Below are 23768 nucleotides of genomic sequence, written 5' to 3'. Positions count from 1 at the left end.
GGTGAACAACATGATAGTAGCAGAATGGAAGTCTGGTCAAAATTATAATATTCGCAATGAGAACGGTTTTTCTACCTATGGTGTAACGGCCCCGGATGCGGAAGGGATGACGCCGATCGAGCTTTTATCAAGCTCCCTGGCACTCTGCGTGTCCATATCTTTGGTCAAGCTTATGGAAAGAGACGGGGTTGATCCAGGGCAGCTGTCGATTTCAATAGAGGCGGAGAAAGCGGCGGATAGTCCATCCCGTGTCGAACGTTTTGTATTGGATATTCAATTGCCGGAATTGCTCGATCCCGCTTACCGGAACAAGCTGATCAAGTCCGCTGAGCGTGCATGTACAATCGGCAACACCTTGCGCCGCGGGGCAGAAATAGAAATTAAAGCACACCCGCTATGACGGGATAATAGGGATCAAATGAGAGGAGCTTAAGGGAATGAATGCAAATGCAGAGCAGCTTACAACGGTTAACATAAAGACGGAGGATTATGCTGTACAGTCCGTCCCTCAAGATCAGCGGCGTTCTTTGTTGAACGTAAGTATTACAAGCTGCGCGTGGATTATCTCCTTGTCCACACTGTTTACAGGCGGCGCGCTGGCCGCAGGCTTACCGTTTGGAAAAGTGATCGCCGCAGGTTTTATCGGTATGTTGATTGTAGCTGTTTATGGTTTTTTTCAGGGAGTGATGGGGGCCAAATACGGCGTATCTACAACTGTGCTGGCCCGGCAAGCTTTTGGGCGTCAGGGAGCTGGGTTGTTCGGCATTATGCTGGCAGTTACCCTTGGAATTGGATGGTTTGCTTGGCAGGTTGCCTTCTTCGGAATTACAATGTCGGAAATGTTCCCTGGTCAATGGTTCGCCGAACCGAAGGTAGCGATGGTATGGGGCGGTATTCTTATGATGCTGACAGCTTTTATCGGTTATCGGGGACTTGCAGCCATTAGTTTTATCGCAGTTCCGCTTGTAGGGATATTAAGCATTTGGGGAATTGTTGCTGCGGTTAACAGCTCAGGAAGCTGGAGTGCGTTAATGGATGCAGTACCGGTCGGAGACCCGATTACCTTGTTTGCCGGGATCACAATTGTAGTGGGCAACTGTGCACTTGGTGCGGTTGTGTTTCCCGATATTACGCGATTTGGAAAATCTCCTGTAAAAGGTGGTTTTGGCGCCTCTTCCGGTTACTTCCTTGGTGGTTTGTTCTGTATTGTTGCCGGGGCGGCTATGGCGATTGCTGCCAATGTACCCCAATTCGGCTCAACACCTAACATTCCCGCCGCAATGGCCAAGCTGGGCCTCGGCTTCTTTGCCTTCCTAATTCTTGTATTTGCCCAGTGGACGACAAACGACAATAATCTATATTCCGGGGCGCTTGGTCTGCGCAACGCGGTGAAGGTGCCGAAGAGTATCCTCGTTGTGACGATGGGAATTATCGGTCTGATCATTGCACTGAGTGGCCTGGAAAACAGCTTCGTTCCTTTCTTGACGATGCTCGGTAATTTCGTTCCTCCAATCGCTGGAGTGATGATTGCAGATCATTGGTTTGTTAAGCCAAGACTGCAGGGGAAATCATACCAATTCGGTCCAGGTACAACGTATGCCAAGTGGAACATAGCAGCCTTGGTCGCTACGGTAGGAGGCGGGTTTGTTGGTTCGAGGCTCGACTTCGGTATTGGTCCGATTAATGCTATATTGATTGCTTTTATTGGCTATTCCTTGCTGGCGTTTGTATTGAAAAAGATGAGTGTATCCTACGAGTTAGGGGTATCAATTGAAGAGCGGTCCGGATTTTAATCACATTAAAGATATAAATAGGCTTTAGGAGGTTTCTGAGTATATGGAAAAAGCACAACAGCAAGCACGCTGGTTACTGGGAGTGGACGTCGGTGGAACATTTACCGATCTGGTCGCTACGAACGAGGACGGTGTGCTGGTCGCTGTAAAAACACCTTCAACACCAGATCAGTCGGAAGGGATGATCAACGGAATCTTTAAAGTGGCTGATCGGATCGGCATCGATCCTGCTGTTTTGCTGGCCCAATGCCCGCTGATTGTGCATGGTACGACTGTTGCTACGAACACACTGCTTGAATATCGTGGAGCGACCGTCGGATTGCTGACGACACAAGGGTTCCGCGATGAAATAGAATTCCGCAGAGGCTATAAAGAGAGTGTGTTCTCGCCAAGGCTTGAAGCACCTTATCAGCTCGTTCCCAGGCGTCTACGCCACGGTATTCCGGAAAGACTAGACGCTGCAGGCGCAGTTATTGTTCCACTGGATGAAGCAGCAGTGTTGAATTCGGTTCGTGAGCTTGTGGCAGAAGGGGTTCAATCCATTGCGGTTTGTTTCCTGTTCAGCTTCGTAAATCCGGCACATGAGCTTCGTGTCCGCGAGCTGATTAAAGAGGAGTTTCCTGAAATCTCGATCTCCTTGTCTTGCGAGGTACTGCCGCAGATTCGCGAGTTCGAGAGAGTTAGCACGACGATCGTCAATGCCTATACAGGCCCGTCGATGCAGCTTTATTTGGACAAGCTGGAGAATCGGCTGCGTGAGCAAGGATTTGCCGGTGAGCTGTTCGTCATGCAGTCTGGCGGTGGCGTACAGAGCGTGGAACAAAGCGGCCGATTCTCGGCAGGCTGCCTGCTGTCGGGACCGGCAGGAGGCGTAACGGCAGCTGCCTTCATCGGGGAAAAAGCAGGCTATCCGAATATGATTACAGTCGATATGGGCGGGACGAGCTATGATGTTGCTGTTATCGAGCAGCTGCAGCCGACGGTGACAACGGAAAATTGGATCAGCCGCTATCGCGTCGCCTTACCGATGCTGGACATTCATACGGTTGGCGCCGGTGGGGGCAGTATCGCCTGGATCGACAGCGGTGGCGCACTGCAAGTTGGTCCGCGCAGCGCAGGCTCCAATCCCGGTCCGGCTTGCTATGGAAAGGGCGGAACGGAACCGACGATCACCGACGTCAATGTGGTGCTTGGATACTTGAACCCGGACCATTTCCTGGGTGGAGAGATGAAGCTTGATCGCGGCCTTGCGGAACAAGCGGTTGCCCGGCATATTGCGGAGCCGCTTGGCATATCCACCGTTGATGCAGCTTACGCGATTTCGCAAATCATTAACAGCAACATGTCGAACGCAATTCACTATGTTACGACACAACGGGGCTTCGATCCGCGGCAGTTTGCGTTGGTGGCGGTCGGCGGAGCGGGTGCAGTTCATGCCGGTAAGCAGGCGGAGGACCTCGGCATTAATACAGTCATCGTGCCTTCACTGGCCCCCGTATTCTGTGCGCTTGGCGATGTAGCTGCTAACCTGAAAGTAACGGAGCTGCGCACCCGATTCCAACGGGTGGATCAAGTTGATCTGGATGGAGTCAACGCCGATTTCGACAAGATGGAAGCCTCTGCCCGTACCAAGCTTGGCAAACAGGATGTGGCACGCCACTACGAAACTAGACGCTATTTTGACATGAGATATGTTGGTGAGGTACATGAGGTAACGATACCGGTACGTTCTCGAACACGGAAAGTAACGGCGCTTAACCTGGAAGCAACCCTTGCCGATTTTCATACCTTGCATGAACGTTTGTATGCTCACAAGGATGCTTCCCAGCAGGTTGAGATTCTCAATCTGCGATTGGATTTGATCGGTGTCCGCGACCGCTTGCGGTTCGATGAGCAGCCGTTCGACGGAGAAGATCCTCTGGAGGCGCAAACAGGGTCACGTCCGGTTTATTTTGATGGCTCTCCACAGGACACACCGGTGTACGATGGGGAGCAATTAATGCCGGGAAATTTAGTTGTCGGCCCTGCCATTATTGAGCAATGGGGAACAACGATTGTCGTCTATCCCGGGCATGAAGCGCTGATTGATGCATATCGCAATTGTGTCATCGAAGTAAAGCGTGAAACCGGCAAGGGGTGGGGCGCATGATTGAGGCGCAAATTTTGTACGGAAAGCTGAAGGCGATATGCCAGGAAATGGGCAATAATCTGTTTCGCAATTCGCGATCAGCACTGCTTGCGCGGGATCGCTCTTATGCGGTGGGGCTTTTGACAGGGGATCTTGAGTTGGCTGTACAGATTCAATATGATCCTGAGCATCTGTTTGCCCTGAGGGAAAGTACAAGGAGCATGTTTGACTATTTCTCCTATGATATCGCTGAGGGTGATGTGCTGCTGATTGCTGATCCGTATCAAGGCGGCACACAGGGACAGACGATTACGATGGCTGCGCCTTATTTTCACGATGGTGAGCTGATGCTGTTTCCTGTTATTCGCGCTCAAATGAGTGATATGGCTGGTGAATATCCAGGGGGCTACCATGCTGAAGCCTTCGAGGTTTGGCAGGAGAGCCTGCGGCTGAGTCCTATTAAGCTGTACAAAGGTGGAGTATTGCAGCGGGATGTGATGCGGTTTCTACTTGCCAACAGCCGGGTATCCACGTTGTTTGCATCTGATCTGCTGGCGATGTATGCCTGCGGTCAGGCGGCTCATCAGCAAATCCAGGCTTTGCTCAAGCAAATTAGGCCAGAAATGATAAAGGAATATGTTTCACTTATGTTCGATTATAACGCCAAACGTGTGTACAAGCACATACAGAGCTTTTCAACTGTTTCGGGGCAGGGCAAGGCTGTGTTTACGGCTGGAGCAGCAGGACAAGTGGAGATTACCGTGACCGTCCGGCGGGAGGAGAATGAACTTGTTCTTGATTTCACAGGAACAGGAAGTGAGGTTGCAGGTCCATATAACTCACCGCCAGCGATGACAGCAGCATACGCTGTGTGGCCGGTGCTTGCACCTGTCTTTGAGGATATTTCGATTAACGAGGGGACGTTAAGAGCATTTCGTGTGAAGGCTGATGAGGGAAGTCTCGTCCACCCGAATTTCCCTGCGGCAACGGCTTTCTCAGGTAAAGTGACGGGACATTTCATTGCCCAAGCAGTGTCGCAGGCACTGAAAGGCAGCTTCGCGGCTAGCGATGGTGGAAGTGACATTCACGGACCTGGCCCGCAGGCGATTCTGTATGAACCGGTTGGATTGAGCCCGGAGACTGAGCTGTTATTCCTCACACCCGGCTTTCCTACGGCTGCTAACGGCTGGGGTCCTCCGGGGCTGAACGGCGACCGGCTGCTTGTCTCCGCGGAGGAGCTGGAGATGCACCACGGTTTTCAATTGTGGAAGCGGGAACGGGAGGATGAAGCCCAGGGAGGGATGATCGTGACTATGATCAACGGCCAAGAGGCGCTGCAGATGAATGTCATCGTGCCGGAAGGCGAAGCAGGATCCATTGGCTGCATTACAGTTGGAGAAACAGCGTACAGGCGATCTGCCAATGCAGTCACTTTGCAGAAGGGCGATCAGCTTGTGTTTCATTATCCGGGTGCAAGGTCCGGGGAAAGCGGGGGAACAGCATGAAGCATTCGGATACGATACTTTCGCAGGTGATCGGGGGATCTCTCGATTCGATCGCCAGGGAGATGAGCGCTACTGTAACCCGGACAGCGCGTTCTCCTCTGTTTAATGAGGCGCATGATTTTACAACGGGAATTTTCGATTTATCCAGCAAAAAAGCGCGGCTCATAGCACAGGCTCCAGGCTGCACGCTGCATCTGTATGCCATTGTCGGGGCGGTAGACCACCTGCTGGATGCTTTCCGTTACGATTTGCATCCGGGCGACATCCTGCTCGTAAACGATCCGTACTACGGAGGCTCGCACAGCCTGGACTGGACGATCGTTATGCCTGTTTTCCATGAACGCAAGCCTATCTTACTGCCGTCCGTGCGCAGCCATATGGGAGACAACGGTGGTCCCGTTGCCGGGGGCTATAACCCGAAATCACGGGATATTTGGCAGGACGGTCTGCGCATTCCCCCTATAAAAATATATGAACGGGGCGAAAAACGCCGAGATGTCTTCGATATGATTGTCGCCAACAATCGGTTGGCACATTGGCTGGAAGGCGATCTGGACGCGATGATCGGCGCATGCCGGCTGGCCGCTGAACGGATGGAGGGAATGCTCGCCCGATATGGCGCTGACGGTGTTACGAGTGCGATTCAACAAAGAATCGATTATACAGAACGGCGGGTGAGGGAGGAAATCTCTAGCTGGCCGGATGGGTCTTATACCGCATCAACGTATGCAGACCATGATTTTCAAGGCAACCGGGATATTAAGGTTCAGGCAACGGTAACCGTATCGGGAAGCGATCTGCATATCGATTTTTCCGGCTCTTCGCCGCAAATGGCCGGGTTCGTTAACAGCCCGCTGTCGAATACGACTTCGTTCGCTTTTGTGGCGATATCGACGTGCTGTGATGAGAATATTCCGATTAATGAAGGATACATGAATCCGGTCATCGTTACGGCACCGTCAGGAACGGTTGTTAATCCGCAACTGCCTGCGCCATGCGGTCATTCCACTGCTTGTGTCGGTGCGGAAATAGCTGAAGCCGTGCTGCTGGCACTGTCCCAATGCGCTCCAAAGCGTGTTGGCGCTAATGTTCACAAGCTCCCGCTTGCCTACACGCACGGTAAATATGAGGATGGGCGACCTTGGGTAAACTTGAATTTCTACGGGTACACTGGAGGAGCGGGAGCAGCTTATGAAACAGATGGATGGGGGTTATACCCTCCAGTTATGACTGGTGTTATTTTACCGTCTATAGAAATGAATGAAGTCCAGTACCCTTGTCGTGTGCTTAAACATGAATATATGGCAGATTTCACTGGGACCGGGCAATATCGGGGAACACCAGGGCTGGATGTACAGATTGAGTATTTGGAGGAAAGTCATTCAAGTGTGATGATGGCGGGAGTGCGCAACACAGCGCAGGGCTACTGCGGTGCCCCGGCAGGTCCCGGAAATAAGATCATTCTTAATTGCGACAGTACGGAAGCGATGGAAATTCCCGAGACGGCATTTGGCATCCCGATGCAGGCAGGGGGGATCATTCAATTTTACCGGGCAGGCGGAGGCGGGTGGGGACATCCTTTTGACCGCGATTCGGAAGTCGTGCTGACGGATGTACGCAATGGTTACGTAACTGTCGAAGGAGCGCGCCGCGATTATGGCGTCATTATGGACGCGGCTGGCACTGTGGTCGATGGGGAAGCGACGCAAAAAGAGCGTCAGGTAAGGCGTACCCGCCCGCAGTAGGGTCATTGAAGTAAAACGGAACCTTCCGTTCTTATACGGAGGGTTCCCTTTTAATCTTCATGAAATTCAATAATCGGTTTAATAATTTGCGAAATTAATTTGATTTTCTCTGCCGAGCAGCCTTCCAGCATCATCATGATTTCGTTGCGCAGATAATCTCCAGTTGAACTATTAGTTCCACTCAGAATATATTCTGTAGATTTCTCAAGAATTGCACATAGCTCAGATAACCGTTGTAAGTTGATGGGTGTCTTTCCACGCTCAATTTTGCTTATGTATGCATTGGAGACATCTAGCTGCTCTGCCAGCTTCTCTTGTGTAATTCCATGATCTTCTCTAGCCTTTCTGATTCTTTTTCCAATCAGCGAATAATCATAGCTCATTTCTATCACCCACTAAAACTATAGCAAATGAAAGGGGTAGCTTTACATGCATACTTATTTAAATTGAACCTATAGGTTAATAGTGCTAAACTGGAAAGTATGAGGCTTACTTGTGACTTATGGATTTAATTGGATTTCAATTGGATTCCAAATACATTTAATTGCGCTAATATTTAATTCGTGGAATGGATCTTTGATCTTTAAAATGTGTGTTCAAGGAGTGCTCAGCTATGATGCCAGAATATGACCTTCAACAAAATGACGTCTTGACAAATAAAACTTTATCTATTTCATATTGGTGTGAGATGTCCCTGAAATATTTGCAAATGGGCGAGCACTTTTGGGAGTATGGTTTGTTTAAACCGTGCATTTCTAACAGTAATATGGCTATAAGGTCGATCCTCAAAGCGGTATATACGTATGAAAATGGCATACATCCGCCAGCTCTGGTTACCCTAACCGAGTTGATCGGCTGTGCCCGCAAGCTTCGCAGCTTTGATTTAAGCAGCGAGCTTTTCATTCATAAGGTATGCCTGCTGGCTAGTGATTACGAAAGTATCCTTGTCCGGCCGCCTGTACTGGAGGATTTGTTAAAACTAATGCAGAAGATCAGGGACCTGGTCAGCCGGGTTTCATTAGCTTTGAATGTGGGATAAAACAGCGATTCTAATAGTTGAAAAGGAAACAAAAAAAGACGATCCACAAAGACCGTCTTCCTTAAAATAAAAGGGATCAACCGAACATTTCAATAATGCTTTGAATTAGAAGAAATGGCAGTGCTGCAAATCCAAATAGACCATAAAGCATACCCGTTGCAACGGCTTTGACATTCTTCATGCCTGCTCATCTCCCAGTTGAGTCGGAATTTATAAATAATATAGCTATTGTATGAAAATTCAGACTATTAGTCAATGGCAGCGAAGAAGTTTTTCGTTGGTAACCCAGTTTCACCAAAGTTTCTATTGGCTCTTCATCCCCGTGTAAATAAGCACAGCATCTCTTAAAAACTCCGCTGATCCAGGCTGCACCTTATCATAATAAGCGGTGAACCTCTCATCATCCACATACATCTGGGCAACTCCCGCATGGGCTTCTTTGGTGTAGCTATCCCAATAAAAGCTTAGCCATTGCCGATGCAAATCAGCAGCTTTCTGAGCAAGCTCACCTGCAGGATCTCCTGTTGCGAAAGCTTCTGCAAGTGCGGCATGCACGTCAGCGCCAAGCTGCTCAATTTCCGCATACTGTGCCTCGGTCATATTTTTAATTTTCCGGTTGGATTTGTCAACTTGCTCGTCGCCGTATTTGGCTCTGATTTCTTGGCCATATTTGCTTTCATTATCATCCAGCATTTTTTGTTTAAAACCTTCGAATTTTTCCTTGTTAGTCATGATCATTCTCCCTTCTGCCTGAGCTAGTGTCTTTTCGACATTGGCTATTAGCAGGTCTAATTGCTCGCGTTTTTCCAGAAGCTTCTCGCGATGCTCCCTCAGTGCATGTTTACCATCAAAAGACGGTGCAGTCACAATATCCTTTATACGATCCAAGCTAAGGCCCAACTCTCTGTAAAAAAGTATTTGCTGCAGCCTATCGACCTCGGATTGACCGTAAATGCGATATCCCGATGAATTGATTCTTGCCGGCCTAAGAATTCCTAATTCATCGTAATATCTTAAGGCTCTTGTACTAACACCTGCCAAGGATCCCAGCTTTTGCACGGTGTATTCCATGGTGTCACCTCCTGACAAATTAAGTTTACACCTTTACGTAACGTTAATGTCAACTGATTTTCGGAAAAAAATTCGCTTATTTAGAGGCGGTGCGATTAACACGAATGTGCAAAAAAAACGGAAAAAATGATAAAGATCGATTCGTGGGTTGGTTCTATCATGATATTAGAGACCAAAAAAAGGGAGAGAAGGGAGGGGGAGGATAAGAATCCTGTGAACGTCAACTGTTCTGTTAGCGCTTCTTAGTCAATCATTTATAAAAAAAATGAGGAGGGAAATGCAATGAAGAATCAGTTTCATTCGTTTGAAGGGCAAGAGGGTAAAGAGGGTCTAGAGGTTCAAATGGACCAAATGGACCAAATGGACCAAATGGACCAAATGGACCAAGGAGATCGGCAATCAGGTGGGACGGCTGGCATAATCAGCAGAAGAAAACTGCTATCTTCCATCGGTATCGCAGGACTGGGTATGGCGGCCGGAACTTTGCTAAACAGCGGGATTGGATTCGCTAAATCGGGAGGCAGTGTTACGGAAACAGTATACGGACCGTCTGAATCCAGTGAGGCGGACATCCTCGGGCAAGGATTGAAACTGAAAGTCAAAAGCTGCGTTGACGAAAGCTGTGTGATTCTGGCGACTATTGCAGAGCTAAGAGCTATGGCGACTCCCGTTTCGGGCAGTGTTTATTATGTAACCGATATCATGCAGGAAGGGCCTTTCTACTACGATGCAGCTGACTCTGTTTCGCTGGATAATACGGGCCTGGTGCTGGTCAGTACTTCCGGTAAAAGGTTCAAGCGGATTTATGAAGGTCCTGTCAATGTCAAATGGTTCGGGGCAAAAGGAGACGGGAGCACAGACGATACCGCAGCTATACAGGCCGCAATCAATAGCCAAACAAGCGGCGGTGTTGTGTTCCTGCCATCATCGACCTATATTGTCAGCTCGACTCTCAGCATTCCCTATAATAACGTTAAGATCATGGGAAGCGGGAGCTCAACAGTGATCAAATCGGCGAACACATCCAACTACGAAGCGATGATTTGGGCAAGCGAGTTGAGCGGGATCGAGGTTGCGGATATGGTCGTGGATGCCAATCAGGCGAATCGGCTCAGCTTGACGGTTCGAACGGTAGCGATATATATGGTGAGCTGCACCGATTCGATCGTCGACAATTGCATTGTGCAAAATACGATTGGAGGGGGCGGCATACCAGGAGTCGGCATTGGGATCGGCGGAGGCTCGGTGCGCTGCAAAATAACCGGCTGCACACTGAAAGATTGTGGTGTCGCAGGTAAAGCTGCTGACGGTGTGTTTACAAGCGGTACGCAAAATTTGATTATGAACTGCATCGCCCTGAATTGTACGGATACGGGATTTGTTATTGAAAGCTCCAATCTATCGGGCATTATCGGCTGCACGGCTAAAAAATGTGGTGCTGGGGCCGCCATTACGAATGCTTTGACGACAGACGTTACAGGAAACTTCATCGATGGCCTTACGATTAATGACTGGAGCGCATCAAATACGGGTGGCATTCAGATCGGCACCCCAATCGCCAGACCCGGGGCTTTGCTGAATACCAGGGTGTCCAATGTGACGATGGAACGGATAGCGGGCTCAGGCCCGTCGATATATGCCAGACAAATGGGCGGGAAGATTATCGGGTTGACTCTGGAAAACATACGGATCAATGGGGCCGGAACGCAAGGGATCTTGTTTACTGCAACCGATATATTGATAGCGAATTGCCACGTTTACAATACGACCAATGCGGGGATACAATCACTGGGCGTTTGCGAGCGGGTTATCATTGAAGGCTGTTATATATACGGCGGTACGTTCGGGGTTGCTCTCAACGGTGACCTCTCGGATTGTCATTTAGTTGGAAATGTGATTATCGGGAAAACGGGTCAAACTAATTATGGCATTTATTGCTTCGGAACGGAAACGAACATCAACTTCATCATGAACAGCATTGAGAACGTAATCATTAAAAAAATCGGCTATGACGCAGGAACGACGCCGAATATTTTCTCCACGACGAATGCAAGCATCAGTACGAATGGAACGCAGACTGCCAGTACGCTCGGAGCCGTTTCGAGAAAGCTGCAAGTCTTTGACAAGGATGGCAGCTCCATTGGATTTATACCAATCTACAATGCGATCACCTAAGTGTGAGCATTCTTTTCGAAAGTGATCTACTCTTCCAAAGCAGTCAGAAGCAGTACCAATAGCTGCCCGATAGAAATAAATATCGCTTTATCTGTTTCGATCGGGCAAGGGGGTGGCAGCATGGGAAGCATTCAATTTAAACATGTCTATAAAAACTACAAGGGAGAAGCCCAACCCTCAGTTAATGATTTCGATCTATCGGTGGATGATGGAGAGTTTCTGGTGCTGGTCGGTCCGTCCGGATGCGGCAAATCGACGACGCTGCGCATGCTTGCCGGCTTGGAGGATATCACGCAGGGCGAACTGTACATAGATGACAAATACATGAATTACGTCTCTCCCAAAAACCGCGATATCGCCATGGTGTTCCAGAACTACGCCCTATACCCTAATTTATCCGTATATGAAAATATGGCGCTCGGTTTAAAGCTGCGCAAGACGGCCAAGCATGAAATCGAGCTGAAGGTATCCCGCGCGGCGCGCATATTGGAAATATCGCATTTGCTCGACAAAAAGCCAAATCAGCTGTCCGGAGGACAAAAACAGCGGGTTGCACTGGGCAGAGCCATTGTCAGGGAGCCGAAAGTGTTTCTGATGGATGAACCCTTATCCAACCTCGATGCGAAGCTGCGTGCGCAGACTCGGGCAGAGCTGATTAAGCTGCATGCTGCGCTGCAAACGACGACCGTTTATGTGACGCACGATCAGGTGGAAGCCATGACCATGGGTACCCGGATTGTCGTCATGAAGGACGGGATCATCCAGCAGGTGTCACCTCCACATGAGCTGTATGAATGCCCTGTAAATTTATTTGTGGCAGGCTTTATCGGATCGCCGCAAATGAATTTCATCGAAGGCGGCATTATCAAGAGGGATGGGGATTATTATTTCGAAAATAGCAGGTTGAAGCTGCTGGTACCCAAAGCGTATACAGATATTTTAAATAACAGCTCCACCCATTTGCGGCAAGTTGTGCTTGGTATAAGACCGGAGCAGGTGACGCTGGTCGAACCAGAGGCGATGGCGGAAAAAGAGGAATGGACGGTACCCGCCATTGTCGACATGATTGAGTTAATGGGAGCGGATTCTTATGTTTACCTGAATATCGGGGATTACGGCATCATTTCAAGAGCCGGAACGCATGTCCCGGTACGAAAAGGCGATCATGTCCACCTTACATTCAATATGCATAAAGCCCATTATTTTGATAAAAAAACATCGGAATCCATTGGGTATCGGGGAGCTGGGCAGAAATGAAGCGAACGTACCGCAAAATGATCATCCTTACGGCGGTAGTGGTCCTGCTGGTGACAGTCATCCGGCTCTTTTACTGGGAGGAGCAGATCACGTATGCACGAAATGTAAGCGCTGCCGATCTATTTTCGTTTGAGCCGCAAGCAGGCACAGTACCTTCATATGCCATGCTTTATAAAGGTACTGGTGCCCAACCTGGCACTGATCCAAGCATCGGTCCAAGCACTGGTGAAGCCACCCATAATGCTATGCATGCTTTTAATATTAACGCAGTTAACTATTCTGACGCTTCGCCGGATGCCTCCCTTGAAGTGCGGACGGAACCATCCGGTGAGAAGGCGTTGTATTGGCTGAGCGAGAGCGGGTGGGTGGAATGGGAGGTTGACGTTCCGGAAACGGGTGCTTACCGGCTGGAAATTGCTTATTTACCAGTAAAGGGGAGCTACTCGAACATCGTTCGCGGGCTGATGATTGACGGCAGCCTTCCCTTCAAGGAAGCAGAGCAAATCACGCTGGAGCGATACTGGAAAGACGCTAAATTTCCTTACGATAAAAATGCGATCGGCCAGGAGGTCCGCCCTGTACAGATGGAAATCGAGGGCATGAAAAGCACATTTGTCACCAGCTACGACGTATCATCCACACCGCTTGAGTTTCAGCTTACGAAGGGCATTCATACGATCCGGCTCATTGGCGGCAAAGAGCCGGTTGCGCTGACAAGCCTGCGCTGGGCGGCTCCGGAGACGATACCGGCTTACAACGAGTATAAGCAAGCCCATCCCGACACCGCAGCGCAAACGTGGTACGAAGTGATCGAAGCGGAACGGTACTTGCAAAAATCGAATATAGCGGTGCAAACGAATTATTTTTCCGAGCCGTATATTTCCCCTGATCCGAAGGGCAGGATCGTCTACAACGTACTGGGTGGAGAACGGTGGCGTACTCCTGGGGATTGGGTAGAGTGGACGATTGAGGTGCCTGATGACGGCTGGTACAACCTCGATCTGAAGTTTTATCAGGGTTTCCGGAGGGGGCTGCAAGCTTATCGAACGCTGATGCTCGACGGTCAAGTGCCTTTTCGGGAAATGCTCCATTATGCGATTCCTGCTAACGACAACTTCCAGATTCGTACGCTTCAGGATGAGAACGGCATTCCGTTTCAATTTTATTTAACGAAAGGCAAACATACCGTGCGTCTCATAGCGGACGCTTCTTTGACAAAGCCGGCCGTGATCGCTTTGCAGCATGCCCTCCAGCAGATGGATGCCCTGGATAGATCAATCCGCCTTATCACTGGTAATTACGGCCAAGGCGCTGGTGCTACGACGCAAAATCTGGATACGCTGCGTACCTGGAATTTGCAGAAATCCGATCCTGGCATCGAAGACAAGCTGCGGTCGATTATCGGGCAGTTTCAACAAATAGCCGCATTTGTGGATGGATTGAACCAGAATAAATCCGATCTAACGACCGTCCTTGATGTAGCCATTGAAAACTTGCAGACGATGGCCGCCTACGTGAACGATATCCCGAACCGGATGACGGATTTTGCGAAGATCCAGAGCAATATCGTCACATGGCTGCCGACGCTCAGCAACCAGTCCGTGCTGCTCGATTATATCGTCGTGCGTACGCCGGATGCCCAAACAGGCCTCAAAGAACCGAATGAGCTTAACCGCATTCCTTATGCGCTTGGCAATTTTGCTCGTACGTTCTATATGTCCTACGATACGAGAAAGCTGAACAAGCAGGAAGCGATTACGGTATGGGTACAGCGAGGACGGGATTATGCCGACTTGCTGCGGGAAATGGTCGATCGCGATTTTACGCCAAACACCGGAATTGAAGTCAATATCAATCTGATGCCCAATCCGAACCAGCTTATTCTGAGCAATGCTTCCGGTGAACAGCCAGACGTGGCGCTGGGTGTATCGATGGAAACGCCAGTTGATTATGCGATGCGCGGCGCGGTTGCTGATTTGACGAAATTTCCCGGCTTCGAAGAGGTCTACGAGCGGTTCAACCCTGGGGCGATGCGTTCTTTCGCCTACGATGGCGGTACTTATGCGCTTCCCGAGGTTCAGAACTTCCAGGTGTTGTTTTACCGGACGGATATATTTGACCGGTTGAAGCTGAAGGTGCCCGATACGTGGGATGACGTGTATGAACTGCTGCCCACCTTGCAAGAAAATGGGATGACTATGTACGTACCGACTAAAAACTTCCTGCCGTACATGTTTCAGAACGGGGCTGAGCTGTATGCGCCTGAGGGGCTCAAAAACAATCTTGGCAGCGAAAAAGCGCTGGAAGGCTTTGAGCAATGGACAAATTTATATTCAAAATATTATTTGCCTTTGGAGGCGCCAGCTTTCCTGAATCACTTTCGTGACGGCGATATGCCGGTTGGCATAGCTGATTTCAACCTGTATGTGCAGCTGATGGTAGCAGCTCCCGAAATTACGGGTCATTGGCAAATAGCACTTGTTCCCGGAATCAAACAGAAGAATGGAGAAATTGTGCGTTGGACCGATCAGTCGGTTTCCGGTGCGATCATCATGGAGAAGAGCGGCAAACAGAAGCAAGCATGGGAATTTCTCCAATGGTGGACCTCGAAGCAGACCCAAGTTCAATACGGGAACGACATCGAGTCTTTGTACGGCTTGGAATATCGCTGGAATACGGCCAATTTGCAAGCCATGGCATCACTCTCGTGGCCGGTAAAGGATTTGCAGACGATCATGGAGCAGGGACGATGGGTGAAAAATGTGCCTTATGTGCCGGGATACTACTTTTTGACGAGGGAAATGGACTTTGCCTGGAACTCCGTAGTGTTGAAAGGCAAGCCGCCCAAGGAGGCGCTGGAGTCGGCGGAAGTTTCCTTGCAGCGTGAGATGATGCGGAGGCAGGAGGATTTTGGCATCTCAGGGGATGCAAACCTGCAGGTTCCCGCTATCGAGCATCCATTTGACAGGGAGGTGAAGGGACAATGACACCAGGCAGGCAAGTCTCCTTGAACAAGGGTACTGCCGCGCAAGCCCCCTTGTTTGCCAAAAGGCTGCGGCAATTTGTGAGCGAATGCTGGCGGGATCGGATCTGCTACTTATTTTTGGCCCCATTCCTGCTAGTGTTCACGCTGTTTATTATCATACCCGTATGTATGGCAGGCTTATTAAGCTTTACCTCGTTCGACGGGTTCACGCTTCCTACCTTTATCGGCTTTAAAAATTACATCGTCCTGCTGACACAGGATATCGTATTTCTGAAGCACGCGCTGCCCCATACGTTCAAATTTGCGTTGATTGTTGGTCCGGGGGGCTACCTGTTATCGTTTCTGTTTGCGTGGCTCATTCATCAGCTGCCGAAAAAAATGCGCGACTACTATACACTAGCGTTTTATGCTCCGTCGATGGCAGGCGGCGTCGCGCTTTCCGTCGTATGGATCGCCACATTCAGCGGAGACCGGGTCGGTTATCTCAATAACTTCCTGATCGACATGGGGTGGATCGATTTGCCCCGCGTCTGGCTGCAGGATTCGCGCTATTTGCTCGACATCATGATACTCGTTTCCTTGTGGATCAGCTTTAGCGTTGGCTTCCTGGCGATGCTTGCCGGCTTGCAGACCGTCAACACCGAGCTTTATGAAGCAGGCCGAATCGACGGCATCAAGAACAGGTTGCAGGAGGTTTTCTATATTACGATACCGTCGATGAAGCCGCAGATGCTGTTCAGCGCCGTCATGACGATTGTATCGACTTTGAAGGCGGGGAGTATATCCGTACAGCTGACCGGGATGGCGATTACGCCGCAGTACATCGGTCACCTGATCAGTAATCATATCGACGATTACGCCTTCATCCGCTTCCAAATCGGGTACGCTTCTGCTGTCTCCGTGGTGCTGCTTGTTATCTCGTTTTTCGTGATGAGATTCGCATACCGTCTGTTCGGAACGAAGGGAGATGTCTAGATCGTGCCCATCATGCCAATCGTGCCAATGAGGCAAACAAGACAAATAAGGAAGCGGCTTCGCCGCATTCAGCCCTTTGATATCTTACTCGCCGCAGGATTAACCGCGCTAGCGCTGTTCATGCTGCTGCCCATCGTGTTTATTATTAGCCAGGCATTCAAGCCGATGAACGAACTGTTTTTGTTCCCGCCGACCTTCTTGGTCAAGCATCCGACGATGCGCAGCTTCGAATTGTTGTTTCTGCATGCGAACAGCGATGTTGTACCGTTCACCAGGTATTTGTTCAACACGGTTATTGTTGCCTCCATTACGTTGGCTTCAGTTATTATCGTTAGCACGCTGGCTGCTTATGTACTGGCCAAACGCAGCTTTCATTTTAAGGCGCTGACGATGGCCATGATTATGGTGTCCCTTATGTTTGCGCCGGAAACCGTACAAATTCCGCGATTTTTAATCGTTAGCGGCATCGGAATCACAAATACATATTGGGCTCATATCGTGCCTCATTTAGCATCGCCGGTTGCCGTATTTTTGCTAATCGGGTTTATTTCACAAATTCCTAACGAGCTGGTGGAAGCTGCCAAGCTGGACGGGGCATCGGAATTTGGCATTTTTGCCAGGCTGATCGTTCCCTTATCGACTCCAGCTATTGCAACTATTTCGATTTTTACATTTCAAGGTGTTTGGGGGGATACCGAAACATCCTCATTGTACGTACAGGATGAAACTCTGCGTACCTTGGCGTTTTACGTCAACAGTTTGGCGGGCGGACTGCACAACAGCGTAGCTGGACAAACGATGGCGGCAGCTGCCGGCCTTTTGATCTTTTTACCCAATCTGATCATATTTCTTTTGTTTCAGAAGAGGGTATTGTCCACGATGCTTCATTCCGGGGTGAAATAGCCCATGAAAATAAAGGATAACTTAAGAATGAACATACGAATCCCGATGATCGTGCTTGTGGTCTGCTGCTTGCTTGCGCTTCTTCCGCTTCCCGTCCATGCGGGCTTGCCTTACGACTCCTATTATATGGACAGCAACTCGGATACATGGCGCCAAAGTCAGGCTGTATATGTCCCTGATCAGGTCATCCAGCTGTCGTTCATGGAGCCGGTGGATCTGTACATCGACGATCGGGACCTTGCTTATGTCGTGGATCGGGCGGCCAATCAGATTGTCGTGATGAATCGGGACGGCAATAAGCTCCTCACCGTCGGGGATACCGAAGGTCAAGGTGCGTTGAATGCGCCTGAGGGAGTTTTTGTGACAGGTGACGGTACGATTTATGTGGCCGATTCCGGCAATAGGCGGATTGCTTTATTTTCGGATGAGGGGAAGTTTCTGCGGGCGTATATGAAGCCCGATTCCTCGTATCTTACCGAAGAAGATTATTTTGTTCCGTCCAAGCTTGTCGTCGATAAGCGCGGGGTTATGTATATCGTGCTCAGCGGGGATAACAGGGGATTGTTTCGAATGGACGGCGAAGGCCGGTATACGGGTTATTTTGGCGCGAACAAGGCGGAGCAATCGTATACGAACTGGGTTAAGCGTCTAGTGCTTAATAAGGAACAGCTTGAGAAGGAAGAGGCCAACCTGCCGCAACCGATTGTGAATGCAGCGATGGATGCGTTCGGATTTTTGTACACGGCAACTCCGATGGCCAAGAGCGGCATCAAAAAGCTGAATGCAGGGGGAGTTGACGCTTTCCATAACCGTCATACCTGGCACTCGGTGAAAATAATTGATCTTGCGGTCGATCGGGATGGCTTCCTATACGGAATTGATTTCGATTCCGGTACGGTTACCATTTACGATCCTTACGGCAGCGCCTTGTTTGCATTCGGGGGTATTGATGCGGGGACTCAGCAAAAAGGGATATTCGGCTATCCGACTGGCATTGCCCTGAGCTCCCGGCATGACATTTGGGTAACTGACAGCAAAACGAAGCAGGTACTGATATTCGTCCGTACCGGGTTCGGTCAAGATGTGCTGACAGGCACCAAACTGTATATGCAGGGCAGGTACGAGGAAAGCAAGCCCTATTGGGAGAAGGTACGGATGCAAAACGGCATGCTGAGCTCCATCTTTCAAGGATTAGGCAAAGTGGATTTGGCGGAGAGCAAGTACGCCCAGGCGATGGACCATTTCAAAGAGGCCTATGATGTGGACGGTTATTCGCAGGCATTCTGGGAAGTCCGGCTGCAATGGCTGCAGCGGTATTTGATCGCATTGTTGGCTGCTTTGGTGATCTTCATTTTAGCAGTGAGGTACACGTTAAACAGATTTTCCCGCTATGCAGCAAAGCGGCAGTGGCCGCCGAAGCTTGTCAGGTACACCAAGGAGTTAAAAGATATGGGCAGCGTCCTCATTCATCCGTATAACGGCTTTTACAAAATGAAGGAGCGGAAGGTTTCATTCGTCGTCATGCTGTTCATCCTGCTGTTTGCTGTACTTGTGAAAATCATGCGCACGTATGGGACGGGATTTATCTTCAACCCGGTGGATATCAGCATGATCAATGTCTTCTCGGAGCTTGCCTTTTTCACTGCACCCTGGGTTACTTGGGTTATAGCCAACTACCTCGTCTGCAGCGTCAAAAATGGCGAAGGACGTTTTCACGAGGTGCTTCAGGCAAGCGTTTATGCGCTGGTCCCGTATTTATTTTTCTCAATTCCGATATTGATCTTATCCAATGTTGTTGTGCTGGAGGAGCAAGTGCTCGTCACTTCGCTGGAGCAAATCATGGTGATCTGGCTTTGCGTGCTGTTCTTTGTTATGACGCAGGTCATCCATAATTTCGAGTTTGTCGAAACGTTAAAAAATTCGCTCATAACGGTATTTACCGTTCTTATTATCTGGTTTTTCCTGTTTGTCGCCTCCGGGCTGACCTACAATGTATACGATTTTCTGTACCAACTGCAGCGGGAGGTGGCGCAATATGTTTAGCATCCGCCTGAAGCGAAAGCAGGGGATCGTACTGATTCTCCTCTTAGCCGCTGCTGCCTGCTGCTTGTTCGTTTATCGTGCGGCGAGCGGCAGCGGCATGCCTTCTTTGAAGCAGATGAATATGACGATGGAGCAGGCGCCTAACATGCCTGTGTATGAAGGAGAGCCGTGGAACCCGGGAAGCACAGATGCGGAAGGGTTCGTGACCGCGCTCGAAAACAGCAATTTTGTGCTCCGCATCGATCCTTTAACGACGCAAACGATCGTGAGCATCAAACGCACGGGGTATGAATGGCGGAGCAATCCGCCAAAGCAGCAGCTGCAAGCCGAGACGGTGAAAGGCTTGCTATTGTCCAATTTGCAATCGCCATTTATCCTGGAATATTTCCAGGCATCCGGCGATGACAAGGCAAGGCGGGGCATTACGAACGCGGCGGATATAAAGCTGAAGAAATCATTCGTCAAATATGACAATGACAAGGGGCTGCAGGTCACTTACTTTTTCGAGGATACGGGGATCGGCTTTTCGCTTCAATATGAATTGACCGGGTATGGGCTGGAAGTTCATGTGCCAACCAAGGGGATCGAAGAAAAAGGCGAGTATGCCTTATTCTCCCTGGAAGTGCTGCCTTACTTCGGAGCCGCGCAAGCGGGGGAGGACGGGTACTTGTTCGTCCCTGACGGCCCCGGAGGATTAATTCGTTTCGATGCAGACCGTTCGGTTACGGGGCAAGGATACATGCATCCAATCTACGGCAGTGAGGTGTCCAACGTCCAGCCCAGCTTGAAAGGAGCTGCCCGCCAAACGAAACGAGAAACGATCGCTTATCCGGTATTCGGTGTTAAACGCCAGGATGAGGCGTACGTTGCGATCGTCAAGGAAGGCGAATATGCGGCGAATATACAGGCGCTGCCGCCCGGTCTGAAATCAACACTATACAGTGTGGATGCCAAATTCCAATACCGCGAGGAATATTTGCACAAGATGAGCCGCTTGACAACACCAGTCAAAACAGTTGAAAAAGACCGGGTACCGCTCGACCGTTCGATCGAATACCGCTTTCTGAATGGTGATCAGGCGAATTATGTCGGGATGGCCCAAACTTACCGGCAGTACTTGGCGGATTCCAAACGGCTGCCGCAGCAGCTCCAGACGACAGCCCACATTCCGCTGCAGTTAAGCGTGATCGGAGGCAATGCCCAGGAGGCGTTCAACAGCTCAAGATATGTCGCAGCGACGACCTTTGCCCAAGCGACGGAGATGGTGAAGCAGCTGAAGGACAGTGGGGTCGAGAGCATGCGGATCATTTATTACGGCTGGCAGAATGGCGGGGATTTCGATGCGACAAAGCGCTTTCCGATCGAAAGCAAACTGGGCGGGCAAGCGGCAGCCAAGTCATTCGTCGATGCCATGCATGAGATGAATCTGCAAGTCATGTTTGAGGATAATTTCGTCTATGTGGACGAACGCTCCTCGCTTTCCGCCAAATCTAACGGGATTCGGGGTATTGACGGTACGGTATTTATGGACCAGAATAACGAGTTTATTCTAAAACCGGAGCTTACAGCAGGTTATGCGGTGCAGACGATTGCCCGGCTGAAGGACATCGGCGTCGACGGTATTCATTACAATTGGCTCGGCGAATTGATTTTCCGCGATTATGAGCCGAAACCTACAGAGCGGAAACAGGCAGCAGATGTTTACCGGCAGCTGCTTGCCTATACGCGGGAAGAGCTTGGGGAAACGGGGATTTACCAAGGGAATGATTATTTGCTTGGTGAAGCCGGCTATATCAGCCATTTTACGCTGGATTCGAGCTACGATTTTATGATTGACGAGACTGTGCCCTTCTATCCCATAGTGCTGCATGGCTTCGTCCCGTATGCTTCAACGCCGGCTAATTTCCGTAATGATTATACGGCGGAATTTCTCAAAGCCATCGAATATGGCGCTGTGCCTTCCTTCTATGTCACTTACGAATCATCACAGGTGCTGAAAAATACACCGTCCGAATACCTGTACAGCAGCGAGTTCGCGCTTTGGAAGGAACGGATTGTGCAGGAATACCGGGATTTCGACAAGCTGTCGCTGCTGTATAACCGGAGGATCGTCAACCATGAGAAGAAATCGGACGGCATATACGTGACGACGTATGAAGGCGGTACACAGGTCATCGTTGATTATGGGAAGAAAACCTTTGCGGTGACGGGAGGAGGAGCCGAATGAAGCTGCCGCTGCCTCAACGCAACAAAGGCTACTTCCATTACAAATGGAAGCAGTACGGGGTTGGCTATTTGTTCATGCTTCCCTGGCTGATCGGCTTTCTTGCACTCATTGCGTTTCCGATTGTATGGTCACTGTTTCTAAGCTTTAACAAGGTGACGCTGACGGCAAAAGGATTCATATATACATGGGCAGGTATGCAAAATTTCAAGGATGCATTCATCGTCGATAACGAATTTCCCGTCCAGCTTATTTTATACATGCAGCAAATGCTATTGATCATTCCGATTATTGTCATTTTCGCGCTGCTCGTTTCGCTGCTGCTCAATCAGAAATTCCCTGGACGTTTTGTGTATCGGGCAATCTTTTTTCTTCCGGTTATTTTCGCCACCGGACAGGTGCTAACCGAGCTATTCGCGCAAGGTGCCGGGGAAATTCCGTTCATGGAGCAATACAATATCGACTCGTTAGTTCAGAACAATGTCGGCGGGCAGTTCGTCGGTCCCGTTGTGGAGGTACTTAAGCGAACAGTTATCATTTTATGGTATTCCGGAGTGCAAATTCTTATTTTTATCGCGGGCTTCCAGACGATTTCGAAATCAGTTTATGAAGCGGTCCGGATTGATGGCGCATCTCCATGGGATAGCTTCTGGAAAATTACGCTGCCCGGCATCGTGCCTTTTATCAGCTTGAACCTGCTTTACACGATTGTCGATTTGTTTACATTCCCGTTAAATCCGGTGCTGGAGCTCGTGCGCAAAAACATGTTTAATCCTGCTACTGGTTATGGGTATGCGAGTGCGCTGGCCTGGATTTATTTTGCGATCATCTTCGTCCTGCTGGCGGTCGTCTCGTGGATGTTCGGAAGAAGCGCGAAACGAAAGGGGGGAAGAGCGTGAACATGATCAAAAGCTACCAGCATGCGACGCAAACCGTAAGCCGGTTCATATGGAGCAGAAGGATGCAGAGAGTGAAGATGCTGGCGCTTGGCAGGCATGTCAACGATGGGTGGATAGCCAAGGTGGTCATTTTTTATTTGCTTTCCATCCTGGCTTACCTGTACTTGCAGCCGTTACTGTACGTTGTCAGCACTATGTTCAAAGATGTGCATGATTTGCTCGACCCGACTGTCAAGTGGTTCCCGCGTCAGCTCGAATGGGGAAATCTGGAGAAAGCCTGGGTTGGTTTGAAATATCCGGAAGCGCTGGCGAACACATTTACGATTGCGCTAGTTTGCTCGGTCATTCAGGTGCTGGTTTGCTCGCTTTCAGGGTATGCGCTGGCTAAGCTGTATTTTCCGGGCAGAGGCCTGGTTACGTTCTGCGTCATTCTCACTTTCCTTATCCCGCCGCAAATCATCATCATCCCACTCTATGCCATTTACAGCAAGCTGGGATTGTTGAATACGCCGTTTGTGTTCATCGTTCCGGCATTGTTCGGCCAAGGGCTGCGAAGCGCGTTGTTTATCTTGATCTTTCGCCAGTTTTTCAAATCGCAGCCAGTTACGCTGGAGGAAGCGGCCAAGCTGGACGGAGCCTCCACGTTCCGCCTTTTCTTCACCATTATGCTTCCGCTTGCGCGTTCTGCTTGTCTCGTCGTTTTTCTGTTTTCGTTCATTTGGTACTGGAACATGTATTACGAGCCGTCTTTTTTCCTGACCAACAAGTACATTCCGCTGTCGATCAGCCTGAATCGGATGAATGAAGTGCTGACCGGCACACCTTCCTCTTACTACTCTTTATTCGGCAGCGAATCGATCAACGAAGGCGCCAAAATGGCCGCGGCGTTTCTGATTATGTTTCCGCCCCTTGTCATCTACATGTTTCTGCAGCGGTGGTTCGTGGAAAGTATAGAAAGATCCGGGCTTGTGGAATAAGTGATGTTTTGAAGGGAGGTGGTTTGGCAGACGACAAGCATGCAGCAA

17 protein-coding genes are annotated in these 23768 nt (G+C 49.8%); 15 read left to right on the top strand and 2 right to left on the bottom strand.

Annotated features, from left to right (window positions below; translation table 11 throughout):
- Window positions 1-10 precede the first annotated feature (10 nt).
- Genes J2Z66_RS16515 through J2Z66_RS16495 form a run of 5 tightly spaced genes read left to right on the top strand, consistent with a single transcriptional unit; the run spans window position 11 to window position 7171 of the window.
- Window positions 11-400 (top strand): OsmC family protein, encoded by a 390-nt coding sequence (locus tag J2Z66_RS16515; protein WP_209972544.1) that lies wholly within the window; start codon window positions 11-13, stop codon window positions 398-400.
- Window positions 401-437: 37 nt separating this feature from the next.
- On the top strand, window positions 438-1793 hold the full coding sequence (locus tag J2Z66_RS16510; protein ID WP_209972543.1) for a purine-cytosine permease family protein: 1356 nt from the start codon (window positions 438-440) through the stop codon (window positions 1791-1793).
- Between the two features lie 43 nt (window positions 1794-1836).
- Window positions 1837-3942 carry a hydantoinase/oxoprolinase family protein gene (locus J2Z66_RS16505; RefSeq protein ID WP_209972542.1) on the top strand — a complete coding sequence of 702 codons (2106 nt, stop codon included), beginning with the start codon at window positions 1837-1839 and terminating at the stop codon, window positions 3940-3942.
- Entirely contained in the window at window positions 3939-5426 is a 1488-nt protein-coding gene (locus J2Z66_RS16500; RefSeq protein WP_209972541.1) for a hydantoinase B/oxoprolinase family protein, read from the top strand. The genes J2Z66_RS16505 and J2Z66_RS16500 overlap by 4 nt, the downstream gene beginning before the upstream one ends.
- A complete protein-coding gene (locus J2Z66_RS16495; RefSeq protein ID WP_209972540.1) occupies window positions 5423-7171 on the top strand; it encodes a hydantoinase B/oxoprolinase family protein in 1749 nt (582 codons plus the stop codon). Before J2Z66_RS16500 ends, J2Z66_RS16495 begins: the two co-directional genes overlap by 4 nt.
- Before the next feature lie 50 nt (window positions 7172-7221).
- Here the strand turns inward: J2Z66_RS16495 and J2Z66_RS16490 are convergent, their stop codons facing one another.
- Entirely contained in the window at window positions 7222-7554 is a 333-nt protein-coding gene (locus J2Z66_RS16490) for a helix-turn-helix domain-containing protein (RefSeq protein WP_209972539.1), read from the bottom strand.
- A 230-nt stretch (window positions 7555-7784) separates the two neighbouring features.
- Between J2Z66_RS16490 and J2Z66_RS16485 the strand changes: the two genes are divergently transcribed.
- Window positions 7785-8210: a HEPN domain-containing protein gene (locus J2Z66_RS16485; protein ID WP_209972538.1), complete on the top strand. Its 426-nt coding sequence runs from the start codon at window positions 7785-7787 to the stop codon at window positions 8208-8210.
- Between the two features lie 303 nt (window positions 8211-8513).
- Here the strand turns inward: J2Z66_RS16485 and J2Z66_RS16480 are convergent, their stop codons facing one another.
- Window positions 8514-9281, bottom strand: coding sequence for a MerR family transcriptional regulator (locus J2Z66_RS16480; RefSeq protein WP_209972537.1), 768 nt, complete (start codon window positions 9279-9281; stop codon window positions 8514-8516).
- 282 nt (window positions 9282-9563) lie between these two features.
- On the opposite strand from J2Z66_RS16480, the gene J2Z66_RS16475 reads away from it, so the two are divergent.
- From J2Z66_RS16475 to J2Z66_RS16435, 9 genes are all read left to right on the top strand, one after another.
- Window positions 9564-11456, top strand: coding sequence for a glycosyl hydrolase family 28-related protein (locus J2Z66_RS16475; protein ID WP_209972536.1), 1893 nt, complete (start codon window positions 9564-9566; stop codon window positions 11454-11456).
- A gap of 120 nt (window positions 11457-11576) precedes the next feature.
- Window positions 11577-12713 carry an ABC transporter ATP-binding protein gene (locus J2Z66_RS16470; protein ID WP_209972535.1) on the top strand — a complete coding sequence of 379 codons (1137 nt, stop codon included), beginning with the start codon at window positions 11577-11579 and terminating at the stop codon, window positions 12711-12713.
- Window positions 12710-15700 (top strand): extracellular solute-binding protein, encoded by a 2991-nt coding sequence (locus J2Z66_RS16465; RefSeq protein ID WP_209972534.1) that lies wholly within the window; start codon window positions 12710-12712, stop codon window positions 15698-15700. Before J2Z66_RS16470 ends, J2Z66_RS16465 begins: the two co-directional genes overlap by 4 nt.
- Complete coding sequence (locus J2Z66_RS16460; RefSeq protein WP_209972533.1) at window positions 15697-16674, top strand: carbohydrate ABC transporter permease; 978 nt, start codon at window positions 15697-15699, stop codon at window positions 16672-16674. Before J2Z66_RS16465 ends, J2Z66_RS16460 begins: the two co-directional genes overlap by 4 nt.
- Before the next feature lie 12 nt (window positions 16675-16686).
- Window positions 16687-17577 carry a carbohydrate ABC transporter permease gene (locus J2Z66_RS16455; protein ID WP_245375614.1) on the top strand — a complete coding sequence of 297 codons (891 nt, stop codon included), beginning with the start codon at window positions 16687-16689 and terminating at the stop codon, window positions 17575-17577.
- A 27-nt stretch (window positions 17578-17604) separates the two neighbouring features.
- Window positions 17605-19620: a YIP1 family protein gene (locus J2Z66_RS16450; protein ID WP_209972532.1), complete on the top strand. Its 2016-nt coding sequence runs from the start codon at window positions 17605-17607 to the stop codon at window positions 19618-19620.
- Window positions 19613-21847: a DUF5696 domain-containing protein gene (locus tag J2Z66_RS16445; protein WP_209972531.1), complete on the top strand. Its 2235-nt coding sequence runs from the start codon at window positions 19613-19615 to the stop codon at window positions 21845-21847. Before J2Z66_RS16450 ends, J2Z66_RS16445 begins: the two co-directional genes overlap by 8 nt.
- On the top strand, window positions 21844-22743 hold the full coding sequence (locus J2Z66_RS16440) for a carbohydrate ABC transporter permease (RefSeq protein ID WP_209972530.1): 900 nt from the start codon (window positions 21844-21846) through the stop codon (window positions 22741-22743). The genes J2Z66_RS16445 and J2Z66_RS16440 overlap by 4 nt, the downstream gene beginning before the upstream one ends.
- 2 nt (window positions 22744-22745) lie before the next feature.
- Window positions 22746-23720, top strand: coding sequence for a carbohydrate ABC transporter permease (locus J2Z66_RS16435; protein ID WP_245375613.1), 975 nt, complete (start codon window positions 22746-22748; stop codon window positions 23718-23720).
- Window positions 23721-23768: the final 48 nt, after the last annotated feature.

The sequence above is a fragment of the Paenibacillus eucommiae genome, assembly GCF_017874215.1.
Lineage (GTDB): Bacteria > Bacillota > Bacilli > Paenibacillales > NBRC-103111 > Paenibacillus_AI > Paenibacillus_AI eucommiae.
Note: the sequence above shows the minus strand (reverse complement) of the source record. Positions and strands in the feature narration are given on the sequence as shown.